This is a genomic window from Actinomyces sp. HMSC065F12 (genome assembly GCF_001814535.1).
Lineage (GTDB): Bacteria > Actinomycetota > Actinomycetes > Actinomycetales > Actinomycetaceae > Pauljensenia > Pauljensenia radingae_A.
The window spans coordinates 111,745-129,349 of sequence record NZ_KV817041.1; the positions used below are offsets into that span (position 1 = coordinate 111,745).

15 protein-coding genes are annotated in these 17,605 nt (G+C 59.6%); 3 read left to right on the top strand and 12 right to left on the bottom strand.

The features are described from left to right. Positions 1-18 precede the first annotated feature (18 nt). Complete coding sequence (locus HMPREF2975_RS10695) at positions 19-1,299, bottom strand: ABC transporter substrate-binding protein (protein ID WP_157886393.1); 1,281 nt, start codon at positions 1,297-1,299, stop codon at positions 19-21. A 264-nt stretch (positions 1,300-1,563) separates the two neighbouring features. Here HMPREF2975_RS10695 and HMPREF2975_RS10700 point away from each other — a divergent pair, with 264 nt between their 5' ends. After that, positions 1,564-2,574, top strand: a complete 1,011-nt coding sequence (locus tag HMPREF2975_RS10700; RefSeq protein WP_070727756.1) for a LacI family DNA-binding transcriptional regulator — start codon at positions 1,564-1,566, stop codon at positions 2,572-2,574. Between the two features lie 887 nt (positions 2,575-3,461). Next, positions 3,462-4,211, top strand: coding sequence for a GntR family transcriptional regulator (locus HMPREF2975_RS10705; RefSeq protein ID WP_058237314.1), 750 nt, complete (start codon positions 3,462-3,464; stop codon positions 4,209-4,211). A gap of 93 nt (positions 4,212-4,304) precedes the next feature. Here the strand turns inward: HMPREF2975_RS10705 and purL are convergent, their stop codons facing one another. The 8 genes from purL to HMPREF2975_RS10745 form a co-directional block, all read right to left on the bottom strand. Next, positions 4,305-6,704: a phosphoribosylformylglycinamidine synthase subunit PurL gene (gene purL / locus HMPREF2975_RS10710; protein WP_058237315.1), complete on the bottom strand. Its 2,400-nt coding sequence runs from the start codon at positions 6,702-6,704 to the stop codon at positions 4,305-4,307. A 156-nt stretch (positions 6,705-6,860) separates the two neighbouring features. Then, a complete protein-coding gene (gene purQ, locus HMPREF2975_RS10715) occupies positions 6,861-7,595 on the bottom strand; it encodes a phosphoribosylformylglycinamidine synthase subunit PurQ (RefSeq protein WP_257525574.1) in 735 nt (244 codons plus the stop codon). Positions 7,596-7,603: 8 nt separating this feature from the next. Next, positions 7,604-7,882 (bottom strand): phosphoribosylformylglycinamidine synthase subunit PurS, encoded by a 279-nt coding sequence (locus HMPREF2975_RS10720; RefSeq protein ID WP_058237317.1) that lies wholly within the window; start codon positions 7,880-7,882, stop codon positions 7,604-7,606. 58 nt (positions 7,883-7,940) lie between these two features. After that, a complete protein-coding gene (locus HMPREF2975_RS10725) occupies positions 7,941-8,840 on the bottom strand; it encodes a phosphoribosylaminoimidazolesuccinocarboxamide synthase (protein WP_058237318.1) in 900 nt (299 codons plus the stop codon). Between the two features lie 46 nt (positions 8,841-8,886). Beyond that, positions 8,887-10,224, bottom strand: coding sequence for a phosphoribosylamine--glycine ligase (gene purD / locus HMPREF2975_RS10730; protein ID WP_070727764.1), 1,338 nt, complete (start codon positions 10,222-10,224; stop codon positions 8,887-8,889). Positions 10,225-10,385: 161 nt separating this feature from the next. After that, a complete protein-coding gene (locus HMPREF2975_RS10735; protein WP_070727767.1) occupies positions 10,386-11,588 on the bottom strand; it encodes a hypothetical protein in 1,203 nt (400 codons plus the stop codon). Then, a complete protein-coding gene (locus HMPREF2975_RS10740; RefSeq protein WP_070727769.1) occupies positions 11,578-12,576 on the bottom strand; it encodes a VWA domain-containing protein in 999 nt (332 codons plus the stop codon). The genes HMPREF2975_RS10735 and HMPREF2975_RS10740 overlap by 11 nt, the downstream gene beginning before the upstream one ends. Before the next feature lie 295 nt (positions 12,577-12,871). Further along, positions 12,872-13,531 carry a TetR/AcrR family transcriptional regulator gene (locus tag HMPREF2975_RS10745; RefSeq protein WP_157886394.1) on the bottom strand — a complete coding sequence of 220 codons (660 nt, stop codon included), beginning with the start codon at positions 13,529-13,531 and terminating at the stop codon, positions 12,872-12,874. A gap of 20 nt (positions 13,532-13,551) precedes the next feature. Between HMPREF2975_RS10745 and HMPREF2975_RS10750 the strand changes: the two genes are divergently transcribed. Next, positions 13,552-15,096, top strand: coding sequence for a carboxylesterase family protein (locus tag HMPREF2975_RS10750; RefSeq protein WP_083314547.1), 1,545 nt, complete (start codon positions 13,552-13,554; stop codon positions 15,094-15,096). A 112-nt stretch (positions 15,097-15,208) separates the two neighbouring features. Here HMPREF2975_RS10750 and HMPREF2975_RS10755 read toward each other — a convergent pair whose 3' ends face one another. The 3 genes from HMPREF2975_RS10755 to HMPREF2975_RS10765 are packed head-to-tail and all read right to left on the bottom strand — an operon-like array spanning position 15,209 to position 17,602. Beyond that, the gene (locus HMPREF2975_RS10755; protein WP_070727775.1) at positions 15,209-16,264 is read right to left on the bottom strand and encodes a vWA domain-containing protein; all 1,056 of its coding nucleotides are present in this window, start codon (positions 16,262-16,264) and stop codon (positions 15,209-15,211) included. Beyond that, positions 16,261-16,719: a hypothetical protein gene (locus HMPREF2975_RS10760; protein ID WP_058237325.1), complete on the bottom strand. Its 459-nt coding sequence runs from the start codon at positions 16,717-16,719 to the stop codon at positions 16,261-16,263. The genes HMPREF2975_RS10755 and HMPREF2975_RS10760 overlap by 4 nt, the downstream gene beginning before the upstream one ends. Further along, positions 16,709-17,602, bottom strand: a complete 894-nt coding sequence (locus HMPREF2975_RS10765) for a DUF58 domain-containing protein (protein ID WP_070727780.1) — start codon at positions 17,600-17,602, stop codon at positions 16,709-16,711. Before HMPREF2975_RS10765 ends, HMPREF2975_RS10760 begins: the two co-directional genes overlap by 11 nt. Between the last annotated feature and the right edge of the window lie 3 nt (positions 17,603-17,605).

Consider the following 17,605-nt stretch of genomic DNA (forward strand, 5'->3'; position numbering starts at 1 on the left):
GCATTAACTTATTTAAGTTCACTTGTTACTCTCGTAGTAGTCTTTCATTCCTGCGAGGAATTCTTCGCCACTCTGCGATCCAGACACAAGTCCCTGCAGCCCAGCCATCTGATAATCAAGAAGTCCGGGAACTGGATAGTCAGGGTAGAAAGACAGGCGATCTTCAGATTTTAACAACTGGAACGTCTCATTCATTTCTTTCATGCGTTCATCTTCAATAGTCGACGGATCCACCACGACCGGAATTCCACCAATTCTTGCAATCTCACCTTGAACCGATTCACTCAGAGTCTTTTCTATCCACGCTTTCGCGCATTCCTTGTTCTTAGCGTCGCTCGGAATCGCCCACAAATGTCCCGAGGTTCCCGCCGTTAACTTCGCTTCGGGAAATTCCAACAATCCCCATTCAAACGGAGCCTCTTCGTTGATTCGAGTAAAGGACCAAGTGCCACTTGCCATAAAAGGCATTTCGCCAGCAATAAAGGCTCGCTCCATATCATCACCTTTCAGTCCAGCAAGCTGATGACCCAAGTACCCCTTGCTAATCCACTCTTCGAGGTGCTTCGTCCCCTCTGCAAACGCACCGCCCGTAATGTCTGCGGGGCCGGCGAGCAGAATGAAGTTGTCGACTTCTTCTCGCGAAGCATCTTGCGAGATCAGCTGCCACCATGTCTGCAATACAGCATGCTCGCCCGCATTCGAGGAAATTGGCGTGACCCCAGCCTTTAGCAAATCATCGAACACTGTTTCTAGCTCGGCCATTGAGCTTGGCATTTCAGTGATGCCATGCTCAGCTAACAAGTCTTTATTGTAGTAAAATGTATAGTAACTTGCAGTCGACGGCACGCCATACCATTCACCAGCTCCCGCATTACCATTATCATCGTATTTTGCTAGGGCTGATACAGCCCCATTCAGCTCCTTATCCCAGCCATTCTCCTCCACAAGGTCCGTCAATGGATCAAGAAGTCCCTGGGATGCTAACTGGCCCGCATCCGCATTACCCGTGTTAACGAGCACAACATCAGGCACGTTTCCTCCCGAAAGCAGAACCTTCGCGTTCGAGCGGAAAGACTCAAAATTGGTCGACGACCACTCCACATCAAGTGAGGGATTCTCTTCTTGAAACTCTGCCAGCCCTTTTTGCCACCCCTTGTACTGCGCAGTAGCTGTTGTCTCATACTGTAGAATTGTACATTTCCCTTCCAGCTCCCCGGACGCTTTCGCCTCACCAGACGTTGCATTAGATGACTCACCACCTGCGCTTCCACAAGCAGAAAGCATGATGCTCAGAGCCATAATCCCAGTGCATGCAGTTCGAATTCTCGACATCATCGTCCCTTTCTAAGAATCAATATTACGGAAGCCCATCCGCAGAGGTAACGTTACCTCGCATCGTTGCTATACGCAAATCACGAAAGACTACGCGAAACCTCTGCCCAAGTAAAAGCAGCCTTATTTTTGCTGAGGCCTCTCGGGCTTTCGACCCTCCACCACTCCTCGAGACGAGCCTTCGAAAGCCTTTAATGTTGAGCAAATAGACCATGCTACGATTGAAGAACGATGATTACGATAAAGGATGTTGCCAAAGCCGCAGGGGTTAGTCCAATGACGGTGTCAAGGGTCGTAAATCGAACTGATAACGTTAACTCTACTATGCGGAAGCGTGTACTTCGCGCGGTTGAGCAGCTCGGATACGTGCCGAACCTGTCAGCATCTAAGCTGAGGGGGAAAAAGAGCACCCATTGGACAATTGGGCTAATTCTAAGAGACGTCGCGAACCCATTTTCTGCAGAGCTTCATCGCTCAATCGAAAAATCTCTTCGCGACTCTGGATCTCTAACTCTTACGGCGAGTAATGATGACGATCGGGATTACGCCCGCGAGCTCGTCATGACAATGCGCGCACACCAAATCGATGGTTTGATTATCGCACCTCCACCAGGAAACCAATCGTATCTGGGTGCAGCGGCAGAAACCGGTTTACCGATCGTTATCGTCGACCGTCCATCCGACTTCGAGCAGATTCCCTCCGTTATCTCGGACAACTATGACGGAATGCGACAAGCCACGCGTCACTTGATTTCGTATGGACACCGACGTATAGCGTATTTAGGAGACGAAGCCTCGGTTCCGATGACCGCTCGTCGCGATGGATTCCTAGCAGGGCTTCAGGAGGCAACAATAGACACCACTGAGGCTATTATTCGCCTCGACCAATTTGACCCAATACAGGCGAGAGAGACAGCTGTATCGCTTTTGGAATCCAATAATCCACCCACCGCGTTCATTGGCTCCAGAAACCGAATTAATGTGGCCATTATTCAAGCGCTTCGAGCGACCAAGCGTAGCGAAGAAATAGCAATGGTTGGATTCGACGATATAGAACTTGCCGCAGAACTGGATCCAGGTATGACTGCAGTTGCGCAGAATCCAATTTTGATCGGACAAATTGCTACCGCCATCCTAATGGATATGCTTGAGAACAATCGGGTTCAGGATCAGTCGGTTGTGGTATCGACGCGGCTGATCAAGCGCGGCTCAGGAGAGATTTCACGTACACAACCACTATAACTGAAGCGGGATTCCTTTCACGCTGATACACAAGCAGCTATCTAATTTGAAAGCTACTATCCCTTGCCACAAGCTACGCGATTCTGCTTCAAACACATGCAATCACCTGGCATTTATTCGCTGACACGCACAGAAGCTAGTTTTCGCGAATTGGTCTACAATGCCACTAGGCATCCGCTTGCTCTCGTATGAGGCTTTGTAATCCTGACAACGGTTTCAAACACTACTGTCTCGAAGCCAGTATCACGATCTCTTCCCAGCCATTTTGCGTATGGACTTTTGTAGGGTGCCAGAATTTTTACCGCTAAATTTTAGCCCTTTCACCATGGGCCTAATCTTGGCGGCGGCTGCATGTCTGGGCGTATATCCACCTAGTCCGAATGCGGGCTGAAAGATAAGCGACACACAGGTAGGTGACTACTCTAGGTTTCGCAAGTGTGGTTTCTTTTGATAGTCGCTGTCCAATCTGTTGCATAAGCTGCCTCGACCATAGAAAGGAGGTTTTGAGCGCAGCAGACTCTGTCTTCTCAACAGTGGCTCATCACGCGCATCGGGCGCACTTGACGCAGCATTGGTCACATGTGACCCCGCATGAGGGTGTGCCCGCTCCCCTGCCTCAGCCCGGGAGCAAACCTACAGTGTTACTTCACATCACTGCGCTTGCGGCGCGTTGTCAACGCAACATCTCCCAGCAAGAGCACTCCAGCAAGAACATCCGTGTTGAGCGTGTACACGTGGCTTCCGTGAGACCTAGACACGTCGGTTTTGCACACGAAATTTATTAAAACTGGCGTGAGCTGCATGAAGATTCACGGAGGTGCTAACCTGCGGTGTGCCCGACCGACGCCACAGGGAAAAACCCGCCGTACTGCAATAAGATGACCCTGATGCAAGAAACACACTTGTCCGCCAGGACATGCCAGGAACTGCGATCTCACATCGACCAGCATCTGAAGCCCGGTGACCGTCTTCCCTCGGAAAAAGACCTCGCCACACTGCTGTCGGTGTCGCGTACCACTGTGCGCGCAGCCCTCGAACAGCTCTGGCTTGAAGGCAAAGTGGAACGCCGCTGGGGTGCCGGTACATTCGTGCGCAAATCCGCCGAGCTCCCTCAGCACATTGACCAGGTCTTCGTCGACGTCCAGTCAATCGACACCGTGTTCGGCACATTCGTCCAGCGCGGCCACCAGGTTTCCTACCTGGATACCGCGTGCGAAAAAGTCACGCCACCCACGATTGTGCGCGCGCTTCTGCCACCCACCTCTGAGAAGGAATGCTGGCGCATCACGCGCGTCATCGGTGTGGATGGGGCTCCCGCAATGCTGGTCTACGATCACATTCCGCTCAGCATTGACGGCGTTGACCTGGATCCGAGCCCGATGATCGAGTCAGTGACCACGCTGACCAAACTCACCGACGAATGGGGTATCCGCATCGAACGCAACGACGCGACTGTGGAAGCCATATGCGCTCCGCTGGCAGTTGCCGAAACGCTCGGCATCAAATTGCGCACCCCCATCCTGCGATCCACTCAAACCGCCGAAGTGCGCGACGGCCTGGCCGTTGCCGTCACGCTGATCTATCAGAACCCGGCAGTGATGAGCGCACGCGTCGTCCGCGCGCAGCGATCCAACTGACGCCCGACGATTCGATCAACACACGGCGTCGCCCTCGCCAATTCTCCAAAAAGAGTTATTGACGAGGGCGCCCGACCGCCGCGAACCGGCGACCTAGAAACGCGAACGCAGCGCGCTTTCCTGCATGTCGCGAAGCTCGGTGATGTCAGCCATCCAGCCGTTGCCGTTGCCTGAATCAGTCAGTACGTCACCGCCGGTGATCACCACCATGTCGCCACCGGTCGTGCCGATGCGCGCCGCCTGCACGCCCTCAGCCTCTGCAGCTGCGTACACCGCCGGCAAGGATTCTTCGGCCACGGCCACCATCGCTCGGCCCTGCGACTCAGACAGCAACATGACGAAGTCATCCACGCCTGCGATGCCAGCTGCCTGCGCGATGTCGAAACTGCCGCCGATGCCGAAACGAAGCGCCGAATCCACCAGCGACTGGATCAGACCACCATTCGACAGATCATGTGCCGCGCGGATCAAAGGCTGTCCATCAGGGCCGTCAGCCGCAGACAGTGCTTCCAGGACTCGGCCCAATGCCATCTCGGCTTCCAGATCAACCTTCGGGGGCAGGCCACCGAGGTGATCATGCACGATGCGTGCCCACGCCGACCCGTCCAGCTCATCGCGGGTGGAGCCGAGCAGCACCACAGCCAGCCCTTCAGCGGTCCAGCCAGACGGATTTGCGCGACGCACGTCATCCATCACGCCCAGCAAGCCGACCACCGGGGTGGGGTTGATCGAGGAATCAAACTGACCTTTTTCCGTTCCCGAGGAGTTGTACAGGGAGACGTTTCCGCCGGTCACCGGCACACCCATCTCCACGCAACCGTCAGCCAGGCCTTCCATCGCGGTGACCAGCTGCCACATCGCGTCCGTATCCTCCGGATTACCGAAGTTCAGGCAGTTCGTGATTGCCACGGGGCGAGCACCCACCGTCGCGACATTGCGGTAGGCTTCCGCGAGCGCCTGGCGGGCACCCTCGTACGGGTCAAGTTTGGTGAACCAGCCGTTCGCGTCCGTTGACAGCGCCACGCCCGCACCGGTTTCTTCGTCGACGCGCACCACGCCGGCATCATCGGGCTGCGCGAGCGCCGTGTTGCCCTGCACGTAACGGTCGTACTGATCTGTCACCCACGCTTTCGACCCCTGGTTGACGTCCGACAGCACCGTGCGCAGCGCCTCATCCAACTCGGCGGCAGTCTGCGGGCGCGCCAAGCCGGCTGCCTCCACAGTGTTGTCCTGCAGCTCGTCCTGCCATGCGGGACGCGCGTACGGGCGGTCATAGACCGGTCCTTCATTCGCCACGGTCTTGGGATCCACATCCACGATGCGCTGGCCGAAGTGGTCGATCGTCAGGCGGCCATCACCGGTGACCGTGCCGATCACGGCGGCTTCCACGTCCCACTTGTCGATGATTTCGAAGAAGCGCTCACGATCTTCAGGGGTCACGATCGCCATCATGCGTTCCTGCGATTCGGACATGAGGATCTCACCGGCTGTCAGGGTCGGGTCACGCAGCAGCACGTTCTCAAGATCCACATGCATACCGGAATCGCCGTTGGCAGCCAGTTCCGAGGTGGCGCACGAGATTCCCGCCGCGCCCAGGTCCTGAATGGCCTGCACCACGCCTGCGTCGAACAGCTCGAGGCAGCATTCGATCAGCACTTTTTCCATGAAGGGGTCACCGACCTGCACCGAGGGGCGCTTAGTGGGCATGCCGTCGTCGAAGGTTTCCGACGCCAGAATCGAGGCGCCGCCGATGCCGTCGCCACCGGTGCGTGCACCGAACAGCACCACCAGGTTGCCTTCACCGGACGCGTTCGCCAGGTGGATATCGTCGTGACGCAGCACGCCCAGGCACAGGGCGTTGACCAGCGGGTTGCCCTGGTAGGACGGGTCGAACTCGGTTTCGCCGCCGATGTTCGGCAGGCCCAGGCAGTTGCCGTATCCGCCGACACCGGCCACCACGCCGTGCACGACACGGGCGGTGTCCGGGTGGTCGAGTGCGCCGAAACGCAGCTGGTCCATCACGGCTACCGGGCGTGCACCCATCGACATGATGTCGCGGACGATGCCGCCCACACCCGTGGCAGCACCTTGATAGGGTTCCACGAATGAGGGGTGGTTGTGCGATTCGACTTTGAATGTCACAGCCCAGCCGTTGCCGACGTCGACGACGCCGGCGTTCTGTCCCATGCCGACCAGCAGGTGTTCGCGCATGTCGTCAGTGGTTTTCTTGCCGAACTGTTCGCCCAGGTGTTTCTTCGAGGACTTGTATGAGCAGTGCTCGGACCACATCACCGAGTACATGGCCAGTTCCGCGTTGGTGGGGCGGCGTCCCAGGATCTCGCAGATGCGCTGGTATTCGTCGTCTTTCAGGCCGAGTTCGCGGTAGGGCATCGCTGTGTCGGGCGTGCGCGCGGCGTCCTCAACGGTGTCGGGGGTTTCGACCGGGATAGGCGCGCCTGCCGCGCCGCGGTCAGCGTCATGTGTGGGGGTCATGTCAAGCTCCAGATTCTCAGTTGTCCACAGGCTGTGTCCACATGCTTGTGGACGGTGGCGCCGTCGCGCCTGCTTCCCTGTGGATCAAATTGTGTATGGGTTGTGGATAGCGGGGTCATGGACGAGGGCGAACGCCGCTGCGTCGTCATGCCTCACTTACCCCACCAATGTGGCCAGTGCGGAAGCGAACAGTGTCAGGCCGTCGGTGCCGCCATGTCCGGAAACCTCAACGGAGCCGTCCCCGCCGAATGATTTCGAGCGCTGCGCGCGACGAACCGGTCCGAAACCGCTTTCCACGGCGTGCTCGGGGTGCGGCATGAGGCCAACAACGTTGCCCTGCTTATTCGTGATGCCGGCAATGTCGTGAGCCGACCCGTTCGGATTGACATCCACGTAGCGGAACACGACGCGACCCTCATCCTCAAGCCGCTTGATCGTGTCGGCGTCAGCCTGGAAGCAGCCTTCGCCATTCTTGAGTGGGACTGTGATCGTCTGTCCCTGCGTCAGGCTCGAGGTCCACGCGGTGTCCGCGTTCTCCACACGCAGCGTCTGATCGCGGCAAATGAACTTCTGGTGCGTGTTGCGGATCAGTGCGCCTTCCAGCAGGTGTGACTCACACAGAACCTGGAAACCGTTGCAGATGCCCAGCACCGGCATGCCTGTGCGGGCCGCGTCAACGATCGGCCCCATAATGGCGGACACCGCTGCAATGGCGCCGCACCGCAGGTAGTCACCGTAGGAAAAGCCACCGGGCAGAATTACTGCGCCCACGCCCTGCAGGTCCGTGTCCTTGTGCCACAGGCGCACCGGCTCACCTCCGGCCAGACGCACAGCGCGAGCCGCATCCTGGTCATCGAGCGTGCCCGGGAAAGTCACGACTCCGATTTTCACCTTCGGACTCATTGCGCATCACCGTGAGCGCCCTCGTCAACGAGAAGTTCTTCGACGCGCACGACGTCCTCAATAATCGGGTTTGACAGGACTTCTTCAGCGGCGCGGCGTGCCTGGGCGAGGTGCTCATCCGTGACGGCGCCCTCCACATCCAGGTGGAAGCACTTGCCCTGACGCACAGATGTGAAACTGGAAATTCCCAGTCGCGGCAGTGCGGATCCGACTGCTTTTCCTTGCGGGTCAAGGATTTCTGGTTTCGGCATCACTTCAACAATGATTCGGCCCACTGGGTCCTCCTGGTTTCTTAAGGTGTCGGCGGTTAATGTGGTAGCTCTGTCAAACGGTTCACTGACGTGGCTGGTTGCCCGGTTCCGGTGCCTGACCGGTGAGCAGCGTGTACGCATCGACGTAGCGTTGACGTGTCGCCTCAACGATCCGGTCAGGCAGGCGCGGCGGCTGCTCGCCACTGGCGCGATCCCACCCGGATTCTGCGGAGGTCAGCCAGTCGCGCACATACTGTTTGTCGAAGCTGGGGGTCACCTGGCCTTCAACCCACTGGTCGGCGGGCCAAAAACGCGACGAGTCCGGTGTGAGTGCCTCATCAGCCAGGACCAGCTCACCGCTGTCCGGGTCAACACCGAACTCGAACTTGGTGTCAGCGATGATGACGCCGCGCTCGCGAGCGATGCGCGCCGCCTCCGAATACAGCTTGATGGACGTGTCGCGCAGCGCTGCCGCCACGTCGCGCCCCACCATGTCGGCTGCACGCTCGAAGGAGATGTTTTCGTCGTGTTCACCCAGTTCAGCCTTGGCTGCGGGGGTGAAGATCGGTTCAGGCAGTTTCGAAGCTTCGGTCAGGCCTTCCGGCAGGCGGATCTCGCACACTGTGCCGGACTGCTTATATTCCGCCAGACCGGAGCCGGTCAGGTATCCACGCACCACGCATTCGATGGGATACATGGTGAGCTTCTTGCACACTACTGCGCGCCCTGCGACCTGGGCGGGCACCGGCTCATCAAGCAGATGGTTCCCCACAATCGAATCGAGCTTGTTCATCCACCACGTCGACAGTCCTGTCAGCACCAGGCCCTTGCCGGGGATTTCGGTGGGCAGAATATAGTCGTAGGCGCTGATACGGTCCGACGTGACCATCAGGAGTACGCGCCCGTCCTCACTTTGGTACAGGTCACGCACCTTGCCAGAATTAACGTGTGTCCACCCGTCCAGTTCGACTGCCTCACTCATTTTCTTCTCCCTCACTCCTTGCGCTGAACTGCTGATATGCGTGCGCCTAGGCGCTGAGTCCGTCTGGCCATTGCGCGATGTCACGCCGAAATTGGCATTCAGGGAAGTCAATGCGTTCGATTGCCTCATACGCTGCGCGGCGTGCCTCGTCAATGGTTGCTGCACGCGCCACGACGTCCAGTACGCGTCCCCCATCAGCGACGAGGGTGGCGTGCGCTTCACTGTCCTGCGCTGCGCCGACACTTTTCGTGCCGGCGTGGATGAGGTGGACTCCGGGGAGTTCCTCTGCGGCTTCGGCTCCGCGGATCGTTTGGCCGGTGCGCGCACGAACGGGGTATCCAGGTGAGGCCAGGACGACGGTGACTGCCGCATCGTCACTCCAGGTCGGGGCCGCGACTTGGTCAAGGGTACCGCGCGATGCTGCGTCGAGCAGGTCAAGCAGTGGGGATTCGAGGCGCTCCAGGACGACCTGTGTTTCCGGGTCACCGAAGCGGACGTTGAATTCGACGACACGCACTCCGTTCGAGGACATCGCCAGCCCGCAGTACAGCAGACCGGTGAACGGCGTACCGCGCTGCGCCATGCGGCGCACCGTTGGTTCTGCGATGGTGCGAACAACCTCGTCGGCAAGTCCGTCGTGGAGCCACGGCAGCGGCGAGTAGGCACCCATTCCACCGGTGTTCGGCCCTTCATTGGCGTCCTGAAGGCGTTTGAAGTCCTGTGCCGGAACCAGTGGGACGACGTGTGTACCGTCGCTGATGCAGAACAGGGAGACTTCCGGCCCATCGAGGTAGTCCTCGATGACAACGGCACCGTCGGGACGATCCAGACAGTGGCGCGCATGTTCGCGTGCAGCGTCAGAGTCAGCGGTAACCAGCACACCTTTGCCTGCGGCCAGTTGATCGTCTTTGACAACGTGAGGGGTGGTGCATGTGCGGAGCGCCTGGTCGACCTCATCCATTGTTTGACAGGTGAAGGAGCGGGCAGTGGCGACGCCGGCCTCGTCCATGACAGTTTTGGCAAAAGATTTTGATGCTTCGAGGCGGGCGGCTTCCTTGCCTGGGCCGAAGCATGCGATGCCCTGCGCGCGAACCGCGTCAGCCAGTCCGGCGACGAGGGGGGCTTCCGGTCCGATGATGACCAGGTCAGCGTTCAGGTCGCGTGCGCGCTGCGCGATGGCGTCCGAGCTGTTCGGGTCAGCGGGGTTGGCATCACCGAAGTCCACGGGCGTGGCGATGCGGTCGATTCCGGGGTTTCCGGCTTGAGCGAACAGTTCAAGCGGTGTGCCGCGTTCAGCCAGAACACGGGAGTGTGCGCCAGTACGGATCAGTGCGCGCGCGATGGCATGTTCGCGCCCACCATTGCCAATGAGCAGAACCTTCACACCTTCAGCCTACCGAACTGTCAGGCCGTAAACGACGCCTCAGTCCCTTACTTTCGGTTAGACCAGTCACCCCCACAGGCTTTGTCATGTCCTATGTCGAGTACATATGACCGGACAAATACGGCGGAGCCTGTACGCGATCTCTGTCTAAGCCGGTCGTGTCACCACTTGCCATTCGGCCTGGTGTCGCGGCTGCCATCCAACGGGTCGACGTCACTGTTGGTTTCCTTCGAGCGCCGGTTGAGTTCCTCGCGGCGGTCCTTCTCCTCCTGGGTTTCATCCGCGTACGGATCTTCGCGCTTTTCTGGAGCAGGCGTGGAGTTCGGATCATTGCCTTGATCGGGCTTCGGCTGGGGCTGACGGGTGCCGCCACCCTGGCCATCAGAATCGTCCTGTTCCCCGTCCTTTCGATCCTTCTGACCGTCAGGCAGCTGGTCATTCGCACGATCGCGCTTAGGTGAAATGCGGTCATTTGTCTGATCCGCCGGCGAGGACTGCTGATCGGACTGCGAACCAGAACCGGAATCAGAGTCGGAATCCGAGTCGGAATCTGAATCTGAGCCGGAGTCCGAATCCGACCCGCCACCGCTTTGCGACTGGTCGCTGCTTTGCGACTGATCACTGCTCTGGGATTGATCACCGCTTTGGGAATTATCGCCACTTTGTGACTGATCACTTTGCGGCTCGTCGCCGCTTTGAGACTGGTCACCGCTTTGCGGCTGACTGGTATCATCGGGCGCCCGGCAGATCTGAATCAGTTCGAGCGCCTCGTCGTAGGTATCACGCGCGCCCAGATGATCACCCTGGGCTTCCAGCCCGTCAGCCATGATTTCTTTTCCAACGGCCAGGTTGTTCCTGACCATGCATTCATAGGAGTAAGGCTCGATCGTGCCGTCCTCGTTCCTGACGGCCTTGGGCACCAGCTCGAACGCAGTCGACAACTGAGAAACACCGCCGTCAACCTCGCCTTCAGCCAGGAAAGTCGTGCCCTTGTTGTAGAACGCAAGCCACCGCTCCGGTCCGCGCTGAGTGACCGTCATCTGACCGTCGTAGCCGCCCATCGCTTTGTCGTAATTTCCGGAGCGGTATGCCACCCCAGATGCGTGCGACCACAGTGTCAATCCGATCAGGAATGCCGCTGCCAGCAAGACGATCAGCATGAGCGGCAACGTCCACCACAATAATGCGAGCGACCCGCGGGCACGGGTCTTCGACGCAGCTTTACCGGCAGAGCGCCCACCGTGCGACGACGCACCTGCACGCGAAGGATGCGCGCTGGCATCGTCATGTGGAGCCTGCGCACTGGCTCCGCCCGCAGAGGATTGCGGACGAGCAGAGTCGTACGGTGGCTGATCAGATGACATGAGCCCTCCTCATCTTGCGCATGCGGGCCACGATTGCCGAGGCTTCCCATGCCAGCAACACGGCAAACACCAATGCGAACGGCCAGACGTAGTAGCGGTACACCTCAACTGTGTCACGTGACTCCGATATCAGCTTGCCCTCAGAGTTGAACTGAGCAGCATGGTCAATAATCGACCCGTTATCGGGCGAATGGACATAGTCAGCACCGAGCTGACTGGCGACCTCACGCAAGGCACCTTCATCCGCAGATGAGATCCCGTCCCTGGAAGGGTCCTGTGGGTCGGGGATGTAGCCGGACTGGGATTGATCGAGTGAACGCGCCTTCATCCGGCCCCCCTCGGCAGTTCCATACCCGATGACCAGCGCACCGTCACATGCCTCTGCCACTGAACGCCAGTCCCCAACTCCCTGCGAGGCATCCTCGGTGTTCTCCCCATCGCCCATGACGACGACATAGCGCGAGTTTCCGCCGCGCGATTCCTGAGCCTTGGTGAGGTAGCTGCGCAGGTCACTCACAGGGCGCGCCAATGATGAGCCCTGGGACGAGGAGGACAGTTCCTGGCCCATGATCTGCATGTACGAGTCGATCGCGCCGATGTCGCTGGTGACGGGCAAAACCCGCTCAATGTCACGATCCCACGTGAAGATTGAGAACCTGGCGGCAGGCATGTGGTCAACGATCGTGGCAATATCCGCTTTGACGCCGTCGAGGCGCGGCAAACGGTCAGGACCATAATCTTCGGCCGCCATCGATCCTGTGCGGTCGATAACGAACCACAGTTCAACATCCGAGGTGGTGCTGTGCGACTCCTGCTTGATGGACGGGCCGGCAAGCATGAATGTCATGAGTGAGACGATCAGAAGGCGGCGAACCAGATTCACGCGCGAACTCATCGCACGTCTGCGAGCGCCCCAGACGCACAGTGCCACGCATGCAATAAAGAAGATGGCGAGGACCCACAGGGAGACAATGGGGCGGAAAATCACGCGTCTATCTCCTTCGCCTCAGCTCGGTTGCCTGGTGCGCCGACCCGTTCCCACAAGTGGAAACCTCCTGCGAGGAATGCTCCCCGTGAAGGTCGCTTCCGCCATAGGGGACTTCTCGCGCAGGAACTCTGGTCTGCAAGTACCACAGTAGCGGAAATCAGAAAATTGGAACATCCGTCACGACCCATGATGCTCAAGTCGTTTTCCATCCGTTACGCTCGTGTCATCACAGCTGCCTCACCCTTGCGCGAGTACATTGGTGTGACCCACAAAGAAGGGCCCGACCAGTTTCGACTTACATGCCCCACGTGCTGCGGATCGCCTGGGCAAGCATGCGGGTTTCGGTGACCAGGTCCGTGCCGAACACGGTGGCCTTGTCTTTGTCGTGGCACGCTCGGGCCGCCAGCCACTGCACCTGCAGCCCGTCAGAAAGAGCTACCAGACAGCGCGCGAGAGATCGAGACGGCGCATCCGGTCTTACAGTTCCCGCTTTCTTCCCCTCATCAAAAGCGCGGGTCAACATTTCAATCGTTGTGGCGAGGTGACCGGTAAACCATTCATGAGCCGGATGCTCATCGCTCACGGCAGCGCCACTCATCACCGAGTAGAGCGCCACCCCGGTGGGATCCTGCACATTCCGTTCAATCAGGTGCACCCACTGGTCAAGGAGCTTCCACGGGTCGTCGGTCGAATCGAGGAGGAATTCCTCGTGAGTTTTCTGGTCACGCTGGGTCAGAACGGCCGCGAAAAGCGCATCCTTGGACGGGAAGTAATGCAGCAACCCGGCTTTGGAGATCTCCGCTGCCCGCGCGATCTCCGCCAGAGATGTTCCCGCATATCCCTGATGAGCGAAAAGCTCGACCGCCTCGTGCAGGACTCGGGCGCGCTTGTCTTCACTGCCGGCGGGAGGACGTCCCGGCTGACGGCGCTTTCGTGGTTCTTCGCGTGTGGCCATAGTGTGATTGTTCCCCGAGGATGGCTCATTTTCAATCACCATGCGCAGCTCACCGGTTTTCGACATGCTGTCACGCTACAAAACAGCAACAAAGCGACCATATTGCGGGCGCCAATGCCTCCTCACGCTTCGCGCAGCCACCGACCGGTCCTCTGCGTTTCCTCGCCCCACGGCGCCGCTCACCCTGGGAGCAGCCCATCGACGCCACGCGCCCCGGCGCCACCGCGCAGAGGCACGCGCGCCTTGATGTCACCACCATCCCTGAACCGTCAATCGCCGGCGATGACACGCTTCTGGTCAACGTTTTTACGCCTCATCCCGGCCGCACCGATGCGCGCGCACCCGTCATGGTATGGATCCACGGCGGTGGATACGTCGCAGGGTCTCCCTCGTCCCCCTGGTACGACGGGAACGCCTTCAACCGCGACGGCATTGTGACGGTCAGCGTGTCGTATCGCCTTGGCTTCGACGGTTTCGGCTGGGTCGACGGCTCCGATGCGCCCACGAACAGAGCGCTGCTCGATCTGATCATGGCGCTGACCTGGGTGCGAGACAATATCGCGAGCTTTGGCGGTGACCCCGATAACGTCACCGTGGCAGGTCACAGCGCGGGAGCAGCCTGCATCCACGCACTCATGGCATCCGGGCAAGCCGAGGGACTATTCCACGCCGCCATCTGTCAGTCACCTCTGCCCATCACGCTGACCGTTGACGACTCTCACGTCACGGCCGTACACATGGCCCTCGCAGCGGGTATCCCCGCCACCCTCGACGGTTGGTGTTCCCTGAGCGAGGAAACCATCTACTCCGCTCAACAGCACCTCATCATCGCGCTGGGCGAGACGGCACACATACAGGGTGACGCTGACGGTTGCAATCCACTCACCATCGAATGCCCGCAACGCTCCCCCTTCGGCCCCGTCATCGGAGACTCAGTCCTGCCTGATCATCCGGCCGCAATTGCGCGCACGCCCGGCCACACCTCGGTGCCACTGCTGATCGGTTCGACGGCGCACGAGTTCACAGGTGAAAACGACACAGGCACTAACCCGGCCACCACCGAGCAGGCCGCAGCCATTGCCTCCGCGCTGCAGACGTGCGGTTGGACCGCGGACGATGCCCGCCGATTCGTCGCACGCTGGAGCGCCTTGCGCGACCCTCGCCAGATCCTGAACCAAGCGATCAGCACCGAGCCGCTCGTCCACGCCCCGCTTCGTCGCTGCCTGCAGTCCAGGGACGAGGGTGGCGCTGCTACCTGGCGCTACTGTTTTCAATGGCCGTGGCCGCGTCAACTCTCCCAGCACTGCTTCGATCTGCCGTTCTCATTCGATGTGCACCACAATCCAGAAGCTCAGACCGCGTTGGTACGCTTCCCCACTGACATCGAGCCGCCGCAATCCGCGCTCACCACGCTGCGCAACAGTTTCGACGCGCCGGTTTATGACGGGGAACTGGATGAGGACAGTCTCTCCATGCATGAGGACTGGGTGTATTTCATTCGCCACCACAGTGCGCCGTGGCCGCGGTGGGATCCGCATTCCGCGCAGGTGCGCCTGTACTTCTAGCGACCGGCAGCGTCCACGTTTTCAGCGCCATCTGCGCCCGCACTCTCAGCAACCACACGTGACAGTGGCGCCGCGGTCCCCTCGTCAATGACCCTGACGAGCGGTAGTGGTGCTAGATGCGCATCCATGCCGCCAATGCAAGCAGGCCGAGCAGGCACCAGCCGCCGAACGACAGAGCACCTTCAGGCCGGTCCGTTTCCACAACCTCACCCGTTGACAGTTCGGCGGTCTGCTCATCCTCGATCTCCTGCACCACCGAATCTGTCAGGCTCGGGTCACCCAGCGCGTACATCTGCCCACCGGTGCGTTCGACCTGCTCCTGCATCTCTTCTGCTTCACCGAAGCTCAGGGACAGGTCCGGGTACAGGCCCGTGACAGTCACGCCGTACTCGATCGCCAGGTCAGTGGCCTCCTGCAGGGTATACAAAGGCGTGCCCTGAATCATGTTGTCGGTGGCGAACAGGACCGTGCGTGAGCGCTCCTTGTCTGTGTGGTCGAAGCCGTACACACAGGACGCCAGGCCGTCACCCGACTGCGAGGAGACGATGTCGGAGGTGTCCGGATCAGGGTCGTTGGGGTCAATATCCCAGATCTTCGGGTCATTGATGTGGCGGAATAAACGCTCCACCTCCGGTGTCATGACCCAGAAACTGTCCGGCAAGTTGAAGTTGCCGGAATCGATCGTGTCAATAATCTCGGCAAAGACTTCATGCACCATGTCGTAGTCATCGGTCAGAGGAAACACAATCCAGGAACGGCCCGACCACAGCTGCAGGGAGACACGCTCGCCGGCAAATCCCGACACAATCGAATCGAAGGTTTCAATGATCTGCATGTCGTATGGCAGCATCGACCCTGACGCATCCAGGCACATGATCATGTCACGAGACTGCACGCTGTGGTTATCCACTCGCCGGTCAACCGGCGATGCCGCCACCACGGCAGTGCTCAACGTCAAACCCAGCAGCAGCATCACCACACCCAGCAACGCCAGGCGCGAAAGGTTTTGCAGCTGGCGGTACTTCGGCAACGTCCGCACGAACCCACTGTTGGCAACCCACGCTTCATGGCGGTGAGCGCGCGACCGGTCACGGAAGAAGATCCAGCTGGTCAGCGACCCTAAAACGACAATGCCGATGACGACAGCAATAAACAGTGGGAATTTCATGAGTCCACCACCCGCCGCGCCTGAGCGATCACGGCACGCGTGTCAGCCTGGTTCTCCTCCTGGAACGAGGGGTCTTCGCACGCGTTCAGCACGTCAGCCAGCTCTGTCCACGTGGGCACCAGCTGGCGGATCTCTTCAACGGTGGCCACTTCCAGGTCACGCCCCGTTCGCTGAGTTCCCAGCGCACGCATCAAACCGGCAACGGCCAGGTGCACGCCGCGTGTGTCCAGGTCGCCCTCGTCCTGCCGGGCGGCAATCTGCGTGAGAAGTTCGTTGTAGCGTTTCTTTTCGGCCTGTGAAATCGTCATCAGTTCGGGGTGGTCCGCTTCGCGCGCATTGCGCCACCTCCACAGGCAGATCGACAGCCATGCAATGACCAGGAGGATCAGGACGCAGCCGGTGATCCACATCCAATGCGGGTAGGTCAGCGTATCCTGCAGCGAATCAGTGGGCACGACCGCTCCTTTCAAGCGCTGTGACAAGGGCACCAGGCACCGCCGCAACCGAATCCATCGACACCTGAGTGACCCCCACTCGCGCCAGCATCTCCGACACTGCCTGCTTGCGTTGATGCGCCACGATCGCGGCCTGCTCCGCCAGTTTCTTGTCACCGATGACGAATTCAGGCAGCTGACCGGCGTTGACGTCGATCACTTCGGTCCCTTTCGGCAAGGATGCCGCCAGCATGTCTCCCACCTGCATGACGATCACGCGGTGACGCACCGTGAGGCGTTTCAGAGCCTGCTCATCGGACAACTGCGGGCGCGTCTCATCTGTCACGATGACGATCAGGGATCGGCGGCGGGTTGCGGCGAACGCCCTCGTCAATAGCCTGTGCATGTCCGAGGGAGGCGCTGTCAGGTCGATGTTCGCCTTGAGCTGGCGCAAAATCATCTCCGCATGCTGGTTGCCGGAGCGAGCGGGCACGTGCCGCAAACGACGTGAATCGCCCGCAACCATACCTACCTGGTCGCCGCGCATGGAAGCCAGCCACGCGACAATGCGGCACGCTTCCAGGGCAACTTCGTTCTTTGACTCCCCCGAAGGTGCGAGGGCGCCCATGGATCGCCCGGCGTCGACCACCAGCATCATCTGCACGTTGGCGGTTGCTTCACGACGCTTGACGATGGGTTCCCCGGCTCGGGCGGTCGCTTTCCAGTCAATGTCCTTGACATCGTCGCCGCGCTGGTAGACCGCCATGTCACGAAACTCCATGCCCCGCCCGGTTCGTTCGGACGAGTGCCGACCTTCCATCACCGACAGGAGACGCCGCATGACAGGCAATTCGACGCGAGTGCCGATTGCCTGGAGCGTGCCGCGAGACGTGCCTGATGCCATGAT